General features: G+C 72.1%; 21 protein-coding genes. 13 read left to right on the forward strand and 8 right to left on the reverse strand.

Annotation, left to right across the window (positions count from 1 at the left end; translation table 11 throughout):
- Positions 1-256 precede the first annotated feature (256 nt).
- The 7 genes from ACYVJ3_RS05725 to ilvA all read left to right on the forward strand — a co-directional run bounded on the left by ACYVJ3_RS05725 (position 257) and on the right by ilvA (position 7589).
- Entirely contained in the window at positions 257-835 is a 579-nt protein-coding gene (locus ACYVJ3_RS05725; protein ID WP_460851570.1) for a hypothetical protein, read from the forward strand.
- An 8-nt stretch (positions 836-843) separates the two neighbouring features.
- Positions 844-2103, forward strand: a complete 1260-nt coding sequence (locus ACYVJ3_RS05730) for a copper resistance CopC/CopD family protein (protein WP_460851571.1) — start codon at positions 844-846, stop codon at positions 2101-2103.
- Positions 2104-2221: 118 nt separating this feature from the next.
- Positions 2222-3169 carry a cupredoxin domain-containing protein gene (locus tag ACYVJ3_RS05735; RefSeq protein WP_460851572.1) on the forward strand — a complete coding sequence of 316 codons (948 nt, stop codon included), beginning with the start codon at positions 2222-2224 and terminating at the stop codon, positions 3167-3169.
- Between the two features lie 84 nt (positions 3170-3253).
- On the forward strand, positions 3254-3883 hold the full coding sequence (locus ACYVJ3_RS05740) for a cupredoxin domain-containing protein (RefSeq protein ID WP_460851574.1): 630 nt from the start codon (positions 3254-3256) through the stop codon (positions 3881-3883).
- Positions 3884-3952: 69 nt separating this feature from the next.
- A complete protein-coding gene (locus tag ACYVJ3_RS05745; protein ID WP_460851575.1) occupies positions 3953-5113 on the forward strand; it encodes a cystathionine gamma-synthase in 1161 nt (386 codons plus the stop codon).
- On the forward strand, positions 5110-6384 hold the full coding sequence (locus tag ACYVJ3_RS05750) for an AI-2E family transporter (RefSeq protein WP_460851576.1): 1275 nt from the start codon (positions 5110-5112) through the stop codon (positions 6382-6384). The genes ACYVJ3_RS05745 and ACYVJ3_RS05750 overlap by 4 nt, the downstream gene beginning before the upstream one ends.
- Positions 6381-7589, forward strand: coding sequence for a threonine ammonia-lyase (gene ilvA / locus ACYVJ3_RS05755; RefSeq protein WP_460851579.1), 1209 nt, complete (start codon positions 6381-6383; stop codon positions 7587-7589). The genes ACYVJ3_RS05750 and ilvA overlap by 4 nt, the downstream gene beginning before the upstream one ends.
- Before the next feature lie 37 nt (positions 7590-7626).
- On the opposite strand, the gene greA is transcribed toward ilvA, so the two are convergent.
- Together greA and ACYVJ3_RS05765 are read right to left on the reverse strand one after the other, a co-directional pair.
- Positions 7627-8130: a transcription elongation factor GreA gene (gene greA, locus ACYVJ3_RS05760; RefSeq protein WP_460851581.1), complete on the reverse strand. Its 504-nt coding sequence runs from the start codon at positions 8128-8130 to the stop codon at positions 7627-7629.
- A gap of 91 nt (positions 8131-8221) precedes the next feature.
- Positions 8222-8638 (reverse strand): DUF4307 domain-containing protein, encoded by a 417-nt coding sequence (locus ACYVJ3_RS05765; protein WP_460851583.1) that lies wholly within the window; start codon positions 8636-8638, stop codon positions 8222-8224.
- A gap of 41 nt (positions 8639-8679) precedes the next feature.
- On the opposite strand from ACYVJ3_RS05765, the gene mca reads away from it, so the two are divergent.
- Together mca and ACYVJ3_RS05775 are read left to right on the forward strand one after the other, a co-directional pair.
- Positions 8680-9576: a mycothiol conjugate amidase Mca gene (mca, locus tag ACYVJ3_RS05770; RefSeq protein WP_460851584.1), complete on the forward strand. Its 897-nt coding sequence runs from the start codon at positions 8680-8682 to the stop codon at positions 9574-9576.
- A 4-nt stretch (positions 9577-9580) separates the two neighbouring features.
- The gene (locus ACYVJ3_RS05775) at positions 9581-9829 is read left to right on the forward strand and encodes a hypothetical protein (protein WP_460851585.1); all 249 of its coding nucleotides are present in this window, start codon (positions 9581-9583) and stop codon (positions 9827-9829) included.
- Here ACYVJ3_RS05775 and ACYVJ3_RS05780 read toward each other — a convergent pair.
- Positions 9814-10422: a TetR/AcrR family transcriptional regulator gene (locus ACYVJ3_RS05780; protein WP_460851587.1), complete on the reverse strand. Its 609-nt coding sequence runs from the start codon at positions 10420-10422 to the stop codon at positions 9814-9816. The two genes, ACYVJ3_RS05775 and ACYVJ3_RS05780, sit on opposite strands and share 16 nt — an antisense overlap.
- Before the next feature lie 64 nt (positions 10423-10486).
- Between ACYVJ3_RS05780 and ACYVJ3_RS05785 the strand changes: the two genes are divergently transcribed.
- Both ACYVJ3_RS05785 and ACYVJ3_RS05790 read left to right on the forward strand, forming a co-directional pair.
- Positions 10487-11749, forward strand: coding sequence for an oxygenase MpaB family protein (locus tag ACYVJ3_RS05785; protein ID WP_460851589.1), 1263 nt, complete (start codon positions 10487-10489; stop codon positions 11747-11749).
- 108 nt (positions 11750-11857) lie between these two features.
- The gene (locus tag ACYVJ3_RS05790) at positions 11858-12226 is read left to right on the forward strand and encodes an MmcQ/YjbR family DNA-binding protein (protein WP_460851591.1); all 369 of its coding nucleotides are present in this window, start codon (positions 11858-11860) and stop codon (positions 12224-12226) included.
- On the opposite strand, the gene ACYVJ3_RS05795 is transcribed toward ACYVJ3_RS05790, so the two are convergent.
- Genes ACYVJ3_RS05795 through ACYVJ3_RS05815 form a run of 5 tightly spaced genes read right to left on the reverse strand, consistent with a single transcriptional unit; the run spans position 12227 to position 15496 of the window.
- Entirely contained in the window at positions 12227-12550 is a 324-nt protein-coding gene (locus ACYVJ3_RS05795; protein ID WP_460851593.1) for a LapA family protein, read from the reverse strand.
- 38 nt (positions 12551-12588) lie between these two features.
- Complete coding sequence (locus ACYVJ3_RS05800; protein WP_460851594.1) at positions 12589-13491, reverse strand: pirin family protein; 903 nt, start codon at positions 13489-13491, stop codon at positions 12589-12591.
- Between the two features lie 3 nt (positions 13492-13494).
- Positions 13495-13794 (reverse strand): GNAT family N-acetyltransferase, encoded by a 300-nt coding sequence (locus tag ACYVJ3_RS05805; RefSeq protein ID WP_460851596.1) that lies wholly within the window; start codon positions 13792-13794, stop codon positions 13495-13497.
- Positions 13791-14435 (reverse strand): FMN reductase, encoded by a 645-nt coding sequence (locus ACYVJ3_RS05810; RefSeq protein ID WP_460851598.1) that lies wholly within the window; start codon positions 14433-14435, stop codon positions 13791-13793. The genes ACYVJ3_RS05805 and ACYVJ3_RS05810 overlap by 4 nt, the downstream gene beginning before the upstream one ends.
- A complete protein-coding gene (locus ACYVJ3_RS05815) occupies positions 14432-15496 on the reverse strand; it encodes a CE1758 family FMN-dependent luciferase-like monooxygenase (RefSeq protein ID WP_460851599.1) in 1065 nt (354 codons plus the stop codon). The genes ACYVJ3_RS05810 and ACYVJ3_RS05815 overlap by 4 nt, the downstream gene beginning before the upstream one ends.
- A gap of 128 nt (positions 15497-15624) precedes the next feature.
- Here ACYVJ3_RS05815 and ACYVJ3_RS05820 point away from each other — a divergent pair, with 128 nt between their 5' ends.
- Positions 15625-17670, forward strand: coding sequence for a thioredoxin domain-containing protein (locus tag ACYVJ3_RS05820; protein WP_460851601.1), 2046 nt, complete (start codon positions 15625-15627; stop codon positions 17668-17670).
- Positions 17667-18470, forward strand: a complete 804-nt coding sequence (locus ACYVJ3_RS05825; protein WP_460851603.1) for a DUF1353 domain-containing protein — start codon at positions 17667-17669, stop codon at positions 18468-18470. The genes ACYVJ3_RS05820 and ACYVJ3_RS05825 overlap by 4 nt, the downstream gene beginning before the upstream one ends.
- Positions 18471-18514: the final 44 nt, after the last annotated feature.

Here is an 18514-nt window from a genome sequence, read left to right on the forward strand (position 1 = left end):
ACGGGCGGGGACGGCCCGCCGGGGGTGAGCACGCCGCCCGCGAGATGACGCCGCCTGTTAACAGCCACTCACCCCACGGGCCGATGACGAGGCCCCGACGGTGCGTCCGAAGTTACTGGCGGCGCGGCCGGGGCACACGCTCGCGTAACCGGGCGGGCTTTGCATGGGCACACCTCGGCAACCGGCTCCACCGTCGTCGGGGCGCTCATCTCGGACGCCGGGCAGGCCCCGCCCGGCGGCGACAACGGAGGTTCCGATGACCCTTCCCAGCCTGCGTACCGTCGACCCGCGGGAAGCCGGTGTGGCCGCAGCCCTCGCCGGTGGCGTCGTCGTGGTCCTCGCGTACGCCGCCGGCTTCGGCATCGTCGAGCCGACGCAGGTCGTCGCCGCACCGACCCACCAGGCACCGGCTCGGCCGGCGCCCGCCCCGCTCGCGCTCCCGGCACCGCCGGTCGTGCCCGCGGCGGCCGCTCCGCTCGCCCCAGCTCCGGTGCCCGTGCCGCCGCCGTCCCCGAGCTGGCCCGCGCTCCCGACCGCGAGCCCGACCGTGCCCCCGCCGTCACCGACGACCGCGCCGTCCTCGGCTCCGTCACCGGCCACCCCGACCTGCCGCTCGCTGCTCGGTCAGCTGCCCGTCGTCGGTGACCTGGTCCCCGGAGCGACCACCAGCGGCGGTCTGCTCGGACTCGGGTCCCTCCTCGACACCACGTTGACGACGGTGATCGGCCCGCACACGGCCGCCGGTGTCGACTGCCTGACCGGGTCGGTGGCGCGCCCGCTGCTCGGGGACTGCTGCGCACAGAAGTCGTCGACGACGGACGGGGCAGCGCAGTGATGCGGGCGGTGAGGCGCGTCCTCCTCGCGGTCCTCGCAGTCGTCGCGCTCTCCCTCGTGCTCGCCGCCCCTGCCGCTGCCCACGACGAGCTGGTCGGCTCGACCCCTGCCGCGGGCGCGACGCTCGCACACCTCCCGCCGAGCGCGACCCTGACCTTCAGCGAGCCCGTCCGCGCGAGCGACGTCGTCGTGAGGGTCGGCCACCGGCGCCTCGGCGTAAGTCCCGTCGAGGGGCGGCCGGCGACGGTCCGGGTGAGCCTGCGCGGGATCCATCCCGCCGGCTCGCTGCGGTTGTCCTGGCGCGCGGTCGACGACGAGGACGGCCACGTGACCACCGGCGTCCTGGCTCTGCACCTGCGGTCGGCGGCACCGACCGCGGAACGCGGCAGCACGCCGACCCCGCCGATCGACTGGCGCGCAGCTCTCGCGCGCGGCCTCGGCTACCTGGCCACGGTGCTGTTCGTCGGAGCGCTCGCCTTCATCGCGTTCCTGTGGCCGCGCGGCGCCTCGCAGCGCCGGGCCCGCGGCCTGCTCGGGGTCACCTTGGTGCTCGGGATCGTGTCCGCAATCGCGCAGCTGTGGGTGGTGCTGCGGGCCGCGGGAGGCGCCCTCGACCTGGCTCAGCTGCTCGACCAGGACTTCGGCCGCGTGGACGTCGCCCAGGCCCTCCTCTGGGGACTGGCCGCCGTCGTGGTCGTCGGGGTGTGGCAGGGCGGCGAGGTCGCCGTACGCCGCCTCGCGTGGCGGGTCGGCGCGGTCATCGTCGCCGCGGGCCTGGTCCGCACCACCGGCATGACGGCGCACGGCGCGCAGACGGCACAGCCCGCGTGGGGCGAGGTCGCCGACTTCGTCCACCTGTGCGCGGTGAGCGCCTGGGTCGGCGGTCTGCTCGTGCTCTCGCTGTGCGTGCTGCCCGGTGGTCGGCCCGACGAGGTGCCCGCCGTCGTACGCCGCTTCTCGCGGATCGCCCTGGGATCGGTCGTCCTGGTGGCGGCGACCGGACTGGTGCTCGGCTGGCGCATCGCCGGCACGGTCCCGAGCTTCTGGGACACCCGCTACGTGCTCGTGCTGGCCGCCAAGGTGACCGTCTTCGGCCTGGTCCTGCTGGTCGCGATGCGGTCCAAGCACCTCGTCGAGCGCCGGCTGGTCGGTGAGGACGCGCGTGCCGGCGTACGTGCCCTCGCGCTGTCGGTCGGCGCCGAGACCCTGCTGGTCGTCGTCGTCCTCGGCGTCGCCAGCGTCCTGGCCACCTCGAGCCCGGGCGTGTGACCCGCGTGCCCGCCCTGATCGCTCCCGTCGCCGACGCTGTCGGCGGGAACTGTCCCGGGACCCTGCCGCGTCGCAGACGGCTGGTTCTCCGGGTTCACCCCACCGAAAGGAACACCCGATGAATCCGAAGCTGTCCGTTGCACCGCTCACACCCTCCCAGGCGCTCGGCCGGTGGCGCAGCACCACGCTGCTGGTGCTGGGCCTGGTCGCGCTCGTCATCGCCATCGCCGGCCTCGCCGCTACGCCCAAGGGTGGCGGCACCGTCTTCCTGCACAACAGCGCGAACACCTCGCGGTTGGCGGCGAAGGCCAAGGCCTCCGGCGTGACCATCAAGATCGCCGACTACAAGTTCGCGCCGGCCGCGACCAGCGTGCCGGTCGGTACGACGGTCACCTGGATCAACACCGACACCGCGCCGCACACCGTGTCGGTCAGCAAGGGACCGGTGAAGTTCGACTCCGGCATGCTGAACAAGGGCCAGAGCTTCTCCTACACCTTCAAGACGGTCGGCACGTACTCCTACTACTGCGCGGTGCACCCGGACATGACCGCGACGATCACCGTGACCGCCGCCGCTCCGGCCCCGGCTCCGACGACGGCCCCGCCGACGCACGCACCGACGCACTCGCCGACGCCCGCGCCGACGCCGTCCGCTCCGCACACCGCCACCCCGACGCCGGCACCGACGGCCACCGGCTCCACCGGCATGCCCATGCCGATGCCGGCCGGTGACTGCACGGGCCTGAGCGCTGTCACCGACCGGTTCCTGGCGCACGTCTACTCCGCGCACCTGCAGGAGTCGCCGGGTCAGCAGGTCAGCGACATCGCCTCGACCGACCGGTGGGTCAAGAACCACACCGTGTGGATCGGCAGCATGCTCCAGCCGCTGACCGAGGGCTCGCAGTCCGCGCTCGACCTGTTCCTGCAGCACGTGTACGTCGCGCACCTGCAGGAGTCGCCGGGCCAGCAGGTGGGGGACATCCTCGACCTGGACCGCTGGCTGGGCAACCACACGGCGCTGATCGGCAACATGCTGGCGCCGCTCACCGGGACCTCGTCCTGCTAGTCCCGAAGAGCTGAGCGGTGGCCCGGCCGAGTCGCAGTCGGCCGGGCCACCGCTCCCATCATCCCCCCATTCGAGGAGATCCCCATGAAGCCGATGCCCGTCGTACGCCTGCTCGCCGTCGCCGCGAGCCTCGCCCTGGGACTGCTCGTCCTCCTCGTCGGCCCGCCCGCGCAGGCGGCCGCCCACCACGTCGACATGGCGGGCTACGCGTTCTCCCCGAGCGCCCTGACGGTGGACGTGGGGGACACGGTCACCTGGACCAACCACGACCCCGCACCCCACGACGTCACCGTCACGAGTGGGCCGCAGACGGTGCACTCGCCGATGCTCAGCAGGGGGCAGAGCTGGACCTTCACCTTCCAGCGGCCCGGCACCTACTCCTACATCTGCAGCGTGCACCCCGACATGCGCGCCTCCGTGACCGTCGCGGCGGCGCCCGCACCGTCGCGGGCCGCCGTACCCCCGTCGATGCCGTCGTCCTCCGTCGCGCCGCATGCGGCGCCGCGCGGTCCTGCCCGCCACCCGGCCGGTGCTGCGAGCCATCCGCGCAAGGTCGCGACGCCGGTGACCCCGGCTCCCACGGCCTCCGACGACCGGCCGGCGATGAGTCCGCTCGTGCTCGTTGCGGGTGCGGCCGCCGCGGTCATCGTGTTCAGCCTGCTGCTGATGGCGGCTCGGCCGACGGCGGCGGGACGCGACATCTCGACCGGCTGAGGCCGCAACGATCTGGTGACGATCGCGGCGATGCCACCCGCGTGCCCGGATCGCCCGTAGGCTCGTGGCGTGAGCGACCGCGACCTCTCGCAGGCGGGTTTCGAGACCCGGGCGATCCACTCCGGCTACGAGCCGGACCCGACCACCGGGGCGGTGATCCCGCCCATCTACGCGACGTCGACGTACAAGCAGGACGGCGTCGGCGGGATGCGCGGAGGCTATGAGTACAGCCGCTCCGCGAACCCCACGCGTACGGCGCTCGAGAGCACCCTCGCCGCGCTCGAGCACGCGCGCCACGGGTTCGCGTTCGCCTCCGGCCTGGCGGCCGAGGACACCCTGGTGCGGGCGCTGTGCAAGCCCGGCGACCACGTGGTCCTGCCGAACGACGCCTACGGCGGCACGTTCCGGCTCTTCGACAAGGTGGAGCAGGTCTGGGGGCTGGACCACAGCCCGGCCGACCTCTCCGACCTCGCCGCCGTCGCCGCGGCCATCCAGCCGGGCCGCACGCGCCTGGTCTGGGTGGAGACGCCGACCAACCCGTTGCTCGGCATCAGCGACATCAGGGCGATCGCCGAGCTCGCCCATGCGGCGGGTGCGCTGCTCGTCGTCGACAACACCTTCGCGTCGGCCTACCTGCAGCAGCCGATCGCGCTCGGCGCCGACGTCGTCGTGCACAGCACCACCAAGTACGCGGGCGGCCACTCCGACGTCGTCGGGGGAGCCCTGGTGACCGATGACGACGAGCTCGCCGACAAGATCCGCTTCCACCAGAACGCCATCGGCGGGGTGGCCGGTCCGTTCGACGCGTGGCTGACCCTGCGTGGCCTGAAGACCCTCGCGCTGCGGATGGAGCGCCACTGCGACAACGCGGAGCGGCTCGTCGACTTCCTGTGCGCGCACCCGAGCGTCGGCGAGGTGATCTACCCCGGCCTGGAGACCCACCCCGGCCACGAGGTCGCGGCCCGCCAGATGCGCAGGTTCGGCGGGATGATCTCGTTCCGCGTCAAGGGCGGCGAGGAGCAGGCGCTCGCGGTCTGCGCGGCGACCCGGGTGTTCACGCTCGGTGAGTCGCTCGGCGGGGTGGAGAGCCTGATCGAGCACCCCGGCCGGATGACCCACGCGAGCGTCGCCGGCACCGAGCTCGAGGTCCCCGCCGACCTGATCCGCCTCAGCGTCGGCATCGAGACCGTCGAGGACCTCCTCGCCGACCTCGAGCAGGCGCTGGCATGACCGACGAGACCCCGTCGGTCGAGGAGGTTGCGACCCCGCCGGAGAAGCCCGAGACGGAGTCCGAGGCCTCCGCGCGCCGGGAGCGCGACCTGATCCGCCGCTTCGCACAGTTGTGGCACCAGCGCGAGCGCGACGAGATCGAGGTCGTGACCGGTCCCTCGGACCTCCGCCGGGCCGAGGTGCCGTTCGGCCTCGACCTGGCCGCGAGCTGGGCCTGGCGGCTGCTGCTGATCGGCGGCGCGATCTACGTCCTGCTCAAGCTGGTCGGCTTCTTCGCCGTGGTCACCATCCCGATCGCGGTGGCGCTCCTGGTGAGCGCCCTGGCGGCTCCCGGCGTCGGCCGGCTCGAGCGGTGGAAGGTGCCGCGCGGCCTGGCGGCCCTGCTCGTCGTGGCCACCGGCATCGCCTTCGTCACCGCCCTGCTGACCTTCGCCGGCCAGCAGGTCGCGACCGGTGCCAGCGACCTCGCCGACTCCACCGTCAAGGGGCTCGGCGAGATCCGCGACTGGCTCCAGAACGGTCCGCTGCACGCCTCCGACAGCCAGATCAACGACTGGATCAAGAAGGCCCAGGACTCGATCAGCAAGCAGTCCGACGGGGGCAAGGTGCTCGGTCGGGTGACCGAGGTCGGGTCCGCCGTCGGCCACGTGGCCGCCGGCTTCTTCATCACCCTGTTCGCGACGTACTTCTTCCTCGCCGACGGCCGTCGCATCTGGGCCTGGACCGTGCGGCTGGCCCCGCGCGGCGCCCGCGAGCGCGTCGACAGCTCCGGCAAGGTCGCCTGGCTCTCGCTGGTCCAGTTCGTCCGCGCGACCGTGATCGTGGCGTTGTGCGACGCGATCGGCATCGCCGTCGGCGCCGCGATCCTCAAGGTGCCGTTCGTGCTGGCGATCGGCGTGCTCGTCTTCCTCGGCGCGTTCGTGCCGATGGTCGGCGCGTCCGTCGCCGGAGCCGTTGCGGTCCTGGTCGCGCTCGTCGAGCACGGCCCCGTCACCGCGGGCGTCATGCTCGCCGTCGTCATCGGTGTCCAGCAGTTCGAGGGCCACGTCATGCAGCCCTTCCTGATGGGTCGGTGGGTCTCGCTGCACCCGCTCGGCGTGATCATCGCGATCGCCAGCGGCGTGATCATCGCCGGCGTGGCAGGGGCCCTGGTCGCCGTACCGCTCGCTGCCGCAGGCAACGCCGTGGTGCTCCACCTCGCCGACATCGCGCGAGATCCCCAGGCGGAGGCCGAGGCGGAGGCCGACGTCGGCGACAAGGCCGTCGCATGAGCGACTTCGGCGTCGCCGACATCGAGGCGGCCCGGCCGCTGGTCGACTCCGTCGCGGTCCGTACGCCGGTCGCCGAGTCGCGCTGGCTCAGCGCACTCACCGGCCAGCAGGTGTGGCTCAAGTGCGAGAACCTGCAGCGCACGGGCAGCTTCAAGGTGCGTGGTGCCGCGGTCCGGATCGCGCGACTCGACGAGGACGTCAGGGCCAGGGGAGTCGTCGCCGCGAGCGCCGGCAACCACGCGCAGGGCGTCGCGCTCGCGGCCCAGCAGCTCGGCATCCCCGCCACGATCTACATGCCCGACGGAGCGCCGCTGCCCAAGGAGCGCGCGACGCGTGCCTATGGCGCCGACATCGTCTTCGGCGGGCCGACCCTCGAGGACTGCCTGGCCCTGGCCATCGCGCGCTCGGAGGAGACCGGCGAGACGCTGATCCACCCCTTCGACCACGCCGACATCGTCGCGGGCCAGGGCACGCTCGGGCTCGAGATCATCGAGCAGCTACCGGACGCGGCGACCGTGATCGTCCCGGCCGGAGGCGGCGGGCTGCTGGCAGGCGTGGCGATCGCAGTCAAGGTCCACCGCCCGGGGATCAGGGTGATCGGGGTGCAGGCGGCCGGGGCCGCGGCGATCGCGCCGTCCCTCGCCGAGGGCCACCCGATCCGGCTGCCCCACATGGCCACCATCGCCGACGGCATCGCCGTCGGCCGGCCGGGGGAGTTCACGCTGCCGCTCATCGAGGAGTACGTCGACGAGCTGGTCACCGTCTCCGAGGACTCCATCGCCCGTGCCCTCCTGGCCCTGGTCGAGCGCGAGAAGCTCGTCGTCGAGCCCGCCGGCGCGGTGGCCGCGGCCGCCCTCGCGGACCTCGCCGATCGTGGGGAGGCACCTGAGGGCCCGATCGTCGTGGTGCTCTCCGGCGGCAACATCGACCCCCTGCTGCTGGGCAAGGTGATCCAGCACGGCCTGGTCGCGGCGGGGCGCTACCTGCGGGTCGACGTACGCATCAACGACCAGCCGGGCGCGCTCGCGCGGCTGCTGGAGGAGCTCGCCGACGCCGGCGCCAACGTCCTGGAGATCGCCCACGAGCGGCTGTCGTCCGCGCTGCACGTCGGCGAGGTCGCCGTGCACCTGCAGCTGGAGACGCGCGGCCCCGAGCACGCAGAAGCCGTGCTCGCGCGGGTGCGCGAGCACGGCTTCGTGGCCTAGTCGGTCGGGCCCTGCCGGCAGCGCGGGCCTCGGCAGATCAGGCGCCGTAGGGCTTGGCGTCGAGGATGACGACGCGCAGCTCCTTGCCGGTCGGGCCGGCGTAGGACACGGTCTCGCCCCGGGAGCGGCCGTTGATGGCGGCGCCGAGCGGGGCCTCGGGGGTGAAGACGGTCATGTCGCCGGGTGCGCCCTCGCGCGAGCCGAGCAGCAGGAAGCTCTCGGCCTCGTCGTCGTCATCGCCCTCGAACTTGTAGGTCACGACCATGCCGGGCTCGACCACGCCGTCGTCGGCGGGCGGCGCGACGATCTCGGCCTTCTCGAGCATGGCGGTGAGCTGCTTGATGCGGCCCTCGAGCTTGCCCTGCTCGTCGCGCGCGGCGTGGTAGCCGGCGTTCTCCTTGAGGTCGCCCTCGTCGCGGGCAGCGCTGATCTCGGCGACGATCTCGGCACGCCGGGGTCCCTGGAGGTGCTCGAGCTCGGCCTTCAGCTTGTCGTAGGCATCCTGCGTCAGCGCGACCTTGTCGTTACCGGTCTGCGTCATCGGGGGCCTCCTAGGAAAGTGGTCCAACTAAAGGATCACCGCCCAGGGCTCTCCCTTGGGCGGCGCAGCGACCACTCTAACGCGGAACCGGTCAGTGGGGGCGCGGCTGCCCGGGGGCGGTGCAGCCGAGCCACTCGATCGAGTCGGCCATCCGGGTGGTCCGGAAGGTGACCTTGTACGCCGTGTCCGGGTCGGCCTCGCGCGGTGCGATGAACGTGTGCCGGCCGACCTCCTCGCCGTTGCTGGCCAGCGCTCGCACCGTGCAGGTCGCGACGACGGGGCCGTCGCCGTACTTGATCTGGTACTTGATCCAGGCCTGGTGGGGGCCGTTCTGGTCCTTGGTGACCTCGGAGGAGGAGACCGCCGGGTCGGCCGAGCGGAAGACCACCCAGCCCAGCCAGAACGCGAGCGCCACGACGACGAGTCCCGCGACGACCTTGACCACGAGGCGGGAGGTGCGGGAGGGGGCGCCGTACCGCTGCTGCAGGGAATCCGACGGCTGGCTCACGGGTTAATCGTGGCATGCCGGCCCCCACTAGCATTCAGAGCATGTCGAGCGACCGCAGCGGCCTGCGCCTGATGCACGTGCACGCCCACCCCGACGACGAGTCCAGCAAGGGCGCGGCGTCGACGGCCAAGTACGTCGCGGAGGGCGTCGACGTCCACGTCGTGACCTGCACGGGCGGTGAGCGCGGCTCGATCCTCAACCCGAAGATGGATCGCCCCGGGATCCTGGAGAACATCCACGAGATCCGCCGCCAGGAGATGGAGCGGGCGCGCGACATCCTCGGCGTGACCCAGGACTGGCTCGGCTTCGTCGACTCCGGCTGGCCCGAGCCCGACGAGGACGGCAACCGGCCGCCGCTGCCCGAGGGCTGCTTCGGCCTGGTCCCGATCGAGGAGGCGGCTCGTCCGCTGATCCAGCTGGTGCGCAGCTTCCGCCCGCACGTCATGACGACGTACGACGAGAACGGCGGCTACCCGCACCCCGACCACATCAAGTGCCACGAGGTGTCGGTCTACGCGTTCGAGAAGGCGGCGGACCCGGCGTACGAGCCCGAGCTCGGCGAGGCCTGGCAGACGAGCAAGCTCTACTTCCACCACACGTTCAACCGGCCGCGCATGCAGGCGCTGCACGACGCGATGGTCGAGCACGACCTCGAGTCGCCGTGGGCCGAGCGGCTCGCGACCTGGGAGCCGAACCCCGAGTGGGACGCCCGGATCACCACGAAGGTGCCCTGCGCGGAGTACTTCGGCGTACGCGACCAGGCGCTGCTCGCGCACGCCACCCAGATCGACCCGGACGGCTTCTGGTTCGCGGTTCCGCGCGAGATCCAGGAGAAGGTCTGGCCGACCGAGGACTACGAGCTGGTGACCTCCCACGTGGAGGCGCCGACCCCCGAGGACGACCTGTTCACCGGCATCACCACGACAGTGGGAGGATGAGGGCATGTTCGACGTGCTGATTCGCGCCGCTGGCGCCCCGCCCGAGGCTCCGCCGGACGACAAGGTCGTCGCGGGATGGTTGGCGTTCTGGATCTTCGTCGGGCTGATCGCGGCCGTCGTCGTGCTGTGCTGGAGCTTCGTCCGGCAGCTGCGCAAGGCCGAGAGGGCCAAGGAGGCGGGCGTCCTGTTCTCCGACAAGGACGCGAAGGCCGCCCGTGCCGCGGCCGACGACGAGGCTCACGCCGACAAGTAGCCCTCCACCAGTGCGACGATCTCGTCGAGCACCTGCTCGCGGTCGTACGCCGGCTGGTCGAGCACCCAGCGCACGCTGAGGTTCTCCATCGCGATCACGATCATCCAGGACGTCAGGCCCGGGTCGGGTCGCTTCGAGGTGCCCGGGCGAAGCACGAGGTACGCCCCCAGCAGGTCCCGAACCCGTCGCTCGAGTGCGTTGCGGCGGGCCGAGATCCGCGAGATCGGCAGCTCCTCGTTGAGGACCCGCAGCAGCTCGGAGTCGGCCTCCAGGGCGGTGATGAGGGCGTCGGCGACCGCGCGGGTCAGCTGCTCGCCGGGCGCGGGCCCGTCGGCGAGCTCGGCGATGCGGTCAGCCAAGGAGGCGCTGACGCGCTCGGAGACCTCGTCCCAGTAGCGCTCGATGACGATCGCCATGATCGAGGCCTTGTCGGGGAAGTACTGGTAGAGCGACCCGGGGCTGACGTCGGCGGCCTGGGCGACCCGGTTGGTGGTGAGGGCGTCGTACCCGTCGCTCTTGAGGACCTCGCGGCCGGCCTCGATGATCCGCTCGACCATCGCCTTGGAGCGGGCCTGTCGGGGTTCCTTGCGCACGGTCCGAAGGCTATCGGAAAACCCGACTTGAATGCGAGCGAAAACTCGCGTCATGCTGGGGGCCATGACCGATCTGCAGGCCGTCGAGACCGAGCATCCCACGCGCCACCGCGCGGGCCACTCCCGCAACGTCGCGCTCGGGCGTCCGCTCAAGATCGCCGCACGGATCAAGGACGTCGACGAGGAGCTGATGCAGCGCATCGGCCGGGGGTTCTTCGAGCGCGACGAGCTCGGTGCCTCCCTGGCCGCGGCGATCCGCTCCTCCGCCGGCACGTCCGGCCGGGTCACGATGGCGCAGTTCCAGCGGGCCCTGGCCGGTGGCGTCGCCTCCGTCGCCGACGCCCCGCCGGCCCTCGTCGCGTTCTTCGCCGAGGTCGAGGAGGAGCCGGAGTGGCTGGACCGCGAGCTGCTCGAGCTCGGCGCCCGCTTCCTGCGCCGGCTCGGCCGCAACGCCGACGACGTGCTGCTCCAGCTCTCGCTGATCGGCGGCTACCGCTTCGGTGGGCCGACCGACCTGCTCGTCCAGACCGGCGGCCTGACGGGGCCTGCCACGCTGCGCCGCCTCGCCGAGACGCAGAAGTGGGGGACCGTCCTGGCTGATCCCGGCTCGCTGCGGGCGCCCCGCAGCGGGGAGCCCGGCGGTGAGGCCTGGCGGCTGACCGTCCACGTCCGGCTGATGCACGCGCTGGTCAACCACGCCTTCGAGCCGCGGTGGGACTCCGCGACCTGGGGCCTGCCGATCAACGTGTCCGACCAGGCGTCGACCCTCGGCCTCTTCGACGGGGTCCTGCTGCTCGGCGCCCGTGCCCTCGGCGTACCCGTCTCCAAGCGCGACTCGCGCGCCCTCATGCACCTGTTCAAGTACGTCGGCCACGTGATGGGCGTGGCGCCCGACTTCCTGGTCGACTCCGAGGCCGAGCGGCACAGGCTCAACTACCACGTCCTGCTCGCTCAGGGCCCGATCACCGAGGCCGGCCCGCAGCTCTCGCAGGCCGTCGTCGAGGCCCAGCTGATGCGGCAGTTCGCCGGTTGGCCGAGCCTGCTGCAACCGCTCCGGGCCCGCTTCGAACGCGAGCGCCTGCTCTCGATGCTCACCGTCTTCCTCGGCGTGCGGAGCATGCGCGAGCTCGGCCTCGGCGTACGTCCCCCGTGGGCGTTCGCCTACCTGCTGCCGCTCAACACGCTGCGCTACCGCGTCCTCGGCCGGTCCGACGCCGCGAAGATCCGGCTCGAGGACGACGGCGCCGCGACGAGCCGGGCGATCCTGGCGAGCTACTTCGTCGGCGGCGAGGAGTCGCTGGGCGAGCTGTCGTGTGACTCCGTGTAACTACGTGTTGTGATTACTACCAGGGTGAAGGACCACCCGGGTAGTGGTCACAACACGTAGTTACACCACCCCGTGCGCGATGTCGGCGCTCGGTGAGACGCTGACCCCGTGGCGACACGTCCGGAGGTGCCGCTCGACATGGTCGAGCGCATGCGCGCGATCCTCGAGCCGCTTCCCCAGGTGAAGGAGGAGGGGGCGTGGGTCGGGGTACGCTGGCGCGTCGGCAGCGCCACGGTCGCGCACGTCTTCGGCGGTGAAGGCCAGCTGTTCCGCGTCATCTTCCGGGCCGAGCCCGACGAGGTGATGGCGTTCCGCCACATGGGCGCGCCGTACTTCAAGACCGAGTGGGGCGGCAACGTCGTCGGGATGACCCTCGACGACGCCACCGACTGGGTCGAGCTCGGTGAGCTGCTCACCGACTCCTACTGCCTCCAGGCGCCGGTCAAGCTCGTCGAGCAGGTCGACCGGCCGGCCTGATCAGCCCTTGCGGGCCAGGCGCGCCTTGCGGTGGCGCTGGAGGGCGCGCACGGTGCCGATGCAGACCGCGAGCACGAGGCCGATGGCCACGCTGACCAGCAGTGCCAGGGCCAGCGGCAGGTGCCAGGTCCAGCCGAGGAACTGCACGGAGGTGTCCTCGGTGTTCTGGCCGACGAACACGATCAGCAGGATCAGCAGGATCGCGAGCACGGTGAGGGCCAGCGTCAGCCTGCTCTCGCCCTTCGCGGGGCGACCACTCTGGTCGCGGCCGGTGTCGGACGTCGCGACCTGCTCGTTGTCGGCGGTCTCGTCGTGGTCGTTCATCGCGCTCCTCCAGGACTTCGGGGTGCGCAGCGTATCGCTCAGCCCCGCGGCTTCAGCCGTACGCCGGGAAGCGCCGGCGCGTGCAGCGCGTCCATCGGATCGTCCGCGGGCAGTCCGAAGCGGTCCTGCTCGCCGGTCGCGAGCAGCGACTCCCACTCGTGGCGGTAGGCGACGACCTCCTCGTGGCTGCGGCCGATGAAGTTCCACCACATGACGATCTGCTCGCCGAACGGGGTGCCGCCGATCAGCATCACCCGGGTCGGCTCGGTCGCCCGGAGCGTCACCGCGGCGGTGCCGGTCGGGAGGTGGGCGAGGTGGGCCGCCGGGAGGTCGGTGCCGTCGACCGCGACCGCGCCGGTGTCGAGCAGGACGCCGTGCTCGAAGGCCGGGTCGAGGTCGAGGGTGAGGGATGCTCCCGGCGAGAGCGTGATCTCGGCGCCGAGCAGCGGCGTGTGCGTGGCGACGGGCGAGGTGCTGCCGAGCAGCGACCCCAGGAAGACCCTCGCCTCCCAACCGTCACCGGCGACCGGCGGCGGGACGTACGCCTGGAAGCCGGGCTCGATCTCGCGCGCCTCGTCGGGGAGTGCCAGCCACAGCTGGCAGCCGTGCAGGATCGTCGTCTCGGGGGTGGAGTACTCCGAGTGGCTGATCCCGCGGCCGGCGGTCATCAGGTTGAGCGCGCCCGGCCGGACCCTGGCCCGGTTGCCGGCCGAGTCGTTGTGGTCGACCTCGCCGGTGAACAGCCAGCTCACGGTGGCCAGCCCGGTGTGGGGGTGCGGCGGCACCACCATCGGCTCGCTGACCGTGACGTCGTCGGGACCGTAGTGGTCCAGGAAGCACCACGCGCCGATCGTGGTTCGCTCGCGGGACGGCAGGGTCCGGCGTACGTTCATCGCACGCAGCCCGCCGAGGGGGACGTCGCGGGGCGCGATGACCTCCATGGCTCAGTCGCCGCCCGGGAAGTCGGCGAGGTCGGCGTACTCCGGGTGCTTGCGGATGTACGACGCGACGTACGGGCAGTGCGGGATGGCGCGCTTGCCCTGCGCGCGGACGTCGTCGAGGGCGACCTTGACGAGCTGGCCGGCGAGTCCCTGACCGGCGTACGCCGGGTCGATCTCGGTGTGCACGAAGTCGAGGTGCGTCGCGTCAGGCACGAGGTACTGGGCGAAGCCGGCGAGCTCGCCGTCGACGTGGATCTCGTAGCGGTGGCGCTCGTCGGCGCGGGCGATGCTGATGTCGGTCATCGGTCGTTCCTCTCGAGGAGCTGGTCGAAGCTGATGAAGCCCTCGGCCGTCGGGTCGAAGGTAGTACCGCCCAGGAGGCGCGGTGCCGGCGGAAGGGTCCCCGGTACGTCGAGCAGGCGCACCAGCTCGGTCGCCGCGCGCTCGACGCGGGCCGACAGCCGGCCGGAGTCGGTGGAGCCGAAGTCCTCGCTGGCCGCGAACACGGCGGTCGGGACCGGCACCGCCTTGAGGTAGCTGAACAGCGGCCGCAGCGCGTGCTCGAGCACCAGCGAGTGGCGCGCGGTGCCGGCGGTCGCGCCCATCAGGACCGGCTTCCCGTCCAGCGCGCCCGGCTCCAGGACGTCGAAGAACATCTTGAAGAGTCCGGCGTACGACGCCGAGAACACCGGCGTGACCGCGATCAGCGCGTCGGCATCGCGCACCGTCGCCAGTGCCTCGGAGAGCGCCCCCGACGGGAAGCCGGTGAGCAGGTTGTCGGCGAGCGCGTGGGCCAGCTCGCGCAGCTCGATCACCTCGACCTCGACGTCCTCGCCGTCGGCGAGCAGCTGGCGGGCGGTGGCGTCGGCCAGCTGGTCGGCGAGGAGGCGGGTGGACGACGGCGAGGAGAGCCCGGCCGTGACGACCGCGAGGTGGCGGGTCATCGCGTCACCGCCGGGTGCACGGGCGCGTCCGGGACGTGCGCGGGGCGACCCTCGGCGAAGCCCGCACGCATCGCCGGCAGGATCTCGCCGAGCAGGTCGAGCTGCTCGAGGACCGTCTTCAGCGGCAGGCCGGCGTGGTCGACCAGGAAGAGCTGGCGCTGGTAGTGCCCGGCGTACTCCTTGGCCGCCAGGGTGCGCTCCAGGACCTGTTGCGGCGAGCCGACGACGAGCGGCGTCTGGGCGGTGAAGTCCTCGAGGGAGGGGCCGTGGCCGTAGACGGGGGCGTTGTCGAAGTACGGCCGGAACTCGTCGACCGCGTCCTGGCTGTTGGGCCGCATGAAGAACTGGCCGCCGAGACCGACGATGGCCTCGTCCGCCGTGCCGTGGCCGTAGTGCTCGAAGCGCTCGCGGTAGAGGCTCACCATCTGCCCGGCGTGCGAGGGCGGCCAGAAGATGTGGTTGTGGAAGAAGCCGTCGCCGTAGTACGCCGCCTGCTCGGCGATCTCGGGCGAGCGGATCGAGCCGTGCCAGACGAACGGCGGTACGCCGTCGAGGGGTCGTGGCGTGGACGTGAACCCCTGCAGCGGCGTACGGAACTTGCCCTCCCAGCTCAGCGACTCCTCCCGCCACAGGCGGTGCAGCAGCGCGTAGTTCTCCACCGCCAGGCCCAGGCCCTCGCGGATGTCCTTGCCGAACCAGGGATAGACCGGGCCGGTGTTGCCGCGGCCCATCATCAGGTCGATCCGGCCCTCGGCGACGTGCTGGAGGTAGGCGTAGTCCTCGGCCAGGCGGACCGGGTCGTTGGTGGTGATCAGCGTCGTGGAGGTGCTGAGGATGATCCGCTCGGTCTGCGCGGCGATGTTGGCCAGCAGGACCGTCGGGTTGGCAGGAGCGACGAACGGCGGGTTGTGGTGCTCGCCGGTCGCGAACACGTCGAGCCCGATGTCCTCGGCCTTCTTGGCGATCGCGATGGTCGCCTTGATCCGCTCGTGCTCGGTCGGCGTGGTCCCGGTCGTCGGGTCCGCGGTCAGGTCCCCGACGGTGAAGATGCCGATCTGCATGGCTGGCTCCTTGGTAGATGACGTGTCAACTATAGGCTGAACCGCACGCCCGCCGATGTTGTTCCCGGCCGCTCCGGAACACGGGCCGGATGACCGGGTCGTCGCTGCTGCCGTGACAGGCTGGTGAGGTGCCGAACCGACTGGCTGCCGCCACCTCGCCGTACCTCCTCCAGCATGCCGACAACCCGGTGGACTGGTGGGAGTGGGGTCCGGAGGCGTTCGCGGAAGCGAAGAGGCGCAACGTCCCGATCCTGCTGAGCGTCGGGTACGCCGCCTGTCACTGGTGCCACGTGATGGCGCACGAGTCGTTCGAGGACGCCGAGACGGCGGTGGCGATGAACGAGGGCTTCGTGAACATCAAGGTCGACCGCGAGGAGCGGCCCGACGTCGATGCGCTCTACATGCAGGCCACCCAGATCATGACCGGCCAGGGCGGCTGGCCGATGACGGTCGTGCTCGACCACGACGCCGCGCCGTTCTTCGCGGGCACCTACTTCCCTGACCAGCCACGGCAGGGCATGCCGTCGTTCCGGCAGATCCTCAGCGCGCTCTCGGAGGCGTGGCGGGACCGGCGCGACGACGTACGCACGGCGACGACGGAGATCACCTCCCGCCTGGCCGAGTCGGTGCAGCCGCCGTCCGCGCCGATCACGGCGGAGATCCTCGATGCCGCTGTCGAGCGGCTCGCAGCCGAGTTCGACCCGATGGCCGGCGGGTTCGGGAGCGCCCCGAAGTTCCCGCCCTCGATGGTGCTGGAGTTCCTCAGGAGAGTTGGTTTCGATACGGCCTCGCCTGGCGGCTCGGCCTACTCAACCAACGACAAGGCCCGGCACATGCTCGCGCGCACGACCGCGGCGATGGCGGGCAGCGGCATGTACGACCAGATCGGCGGTGGGTTCGCGCGGTACGCCGTGGACCGCGGCTGGGTCGTGCCGCACTTCGAGAAGATGCTCTACGACAACGCTCAGCTGCTCGGCCTCTACGCCCGGCTCGGGACCGATCAGGGCGACCGGGTCGCGGCCGAGACCGCCGACTTCATGCTCCGCGAGCTGCGCACCGACGAGGGCGGCTTCGCCTCCGCGCTCGACGCCGACTCCGAGGGCGAGGAGGGCAAGTTCTACTCCTGGACGCCGGCCCAGCTGGTCGAGGCGCTCGGCCAGGAGAAGGGCGAGTGGGCGGCCGAGCTGTTCGAGGTCACCGAGGCAGGCACCTTCGGGCACGGTACGTCGACCCTGCAGCTGCGCCACTTCCCGACCGGGGTGCGCGAGCAGCGGTGGCTCGCCGAGGTCCGGGCCCGGCTGCTCGACGTACGGGCTCAGCGCGTGCGTCCGGCTCGGGACGACAAGGTCGTCGCCGCCTGGAACGGCCTGGCGATCACCGGCCTGTGCGATGCCGGGCGACGTCTCGGCCGGCCCGATCTCGTCGCTGCGGCCGTGGCTGCCGGCGAGCTGCTGGTGCGGGTCCACCTCACGGCGGATCTCGGGCAGCCAGGAGGCGGATCTCGGCTGCTGCGGGTGTCGAGGGACGGTGTCGCGGGGGCCCACGCGGGGGTGCTGGAGGACTACGGCTGCGTCGCGGCAGGCTTCGTGAGCCTCGCGCAGGCGACGGCCGACCCGGTCTGGCTGACCCGCGCGCGGCTGCTGCTCGACGAGGCGCTGGTCGGCTTCAAGGCCGGCGACGGCGGGTTCTACGACACCCATGTCGACGCCGAGAGGCTGTTGACCAGGCCCCGCGACCCGGGCGACAACGCCAGCCCGAGCGGGCTCTCGTCACTGGTCCACGCGCTGGTCGAGGCGCACGCGCTGACCGGCGTCGGGCGCTACCGCGACGCCGCCGAGGCGGCGCTCGCGACCGTCGCCAAGCTCGCCGAGCGGGCGCCGCGCTTCACCGGCTGGTCCCTCGCCGCGGCCGCCACGCTCGACGGCGGTGGCCCGATCGAGGTCGCCGTGGTCGGAGCTGCCGGACCGGAGCGCGATGCCCTCGAGCGCAGGGCCCTGCGGATCCCGGGCGCCGTCGTGGTCGCGGCCGACCCCTCGGCAGGTCCAGGCAGCGGGGGAGCGGGCATCCCCCTGCTCGAGGGGCGTACGCCGGTCGACGGGCGCGCGGCGGCGTACGTCTGCCGTGGCTTCGTCTGCGAACGGCCGGTGACCGACCCGGAGGAGCTGCGGCCATGAGCTTCCGGCCCGACCCCACGAGGTTCTACGACGGCGGCACCGCGATGGCGCCGCCGGACCCGACGAGCGAGCCGCGGATCGTCCTCGAGCGGATCTCCGAGCGCGGCGTCGAGTACTTCCGCATGCAGCGCCGGATCGCCTACCGCGACCGGGAGCACGGCGAGCTGCTGGTGCCCAAGGACCCGACCAGGTTCGTCACCGACCTGACCTCGGTCCCGACGATCTTCACCTGGCTGGTGCCGAAGACCGGCACGCATCTCCCGGCCACGCTGCTGCACGACGGGCTGGTGCACGGTCGCCACGAGCCCGCGACGTACCTCTCGACCGACGGGCACGTCCTGGACCGGGTGGCGGCCGACCGGGTGCTGCGCGCCGCGATGCGCGACGCCGGGGTCGGCCCGGTGCGCGGCTGGTTGATCTGGTCAGCGGTGACGCTCGGGACCATCACCGCCGGCGACACGGCGTGGAGCCGTGGCCGGCACCTGCGCTACCTCGTGCCGGCGTACGCCACCATCGCGATCATCGTGACGCTCGGGGTGATCGCGACCCTCGACCTGTTCGACGTCGTGAACTGGCTGCCGTGGATGGGCGACCGGTCGTTCGTGGCCGAGCTGTTCGGCGGGCTGGCCGGTGCGATCGCCATCCCGTTCGTGCTCGGACTCACCTGGGGACGGTTCGCGATCGCCGGCGTGATCACCGGGATCGCGCTGGCCGTCCTGCTGCACGTGACGGTCATGCTGGCGCTGGTCACCGGGCTCTACCAGGCGACCGAGTGGTTGGCCCGGCGCCTCTACCGCTGAGATGCGAACAACTACTCGCCTTCGGGGGAGGGTCGCAGTAGGTT

The sequence above is a fragment of the Nocardioides montaniterrae genome, from assembly GCF_054782655.1.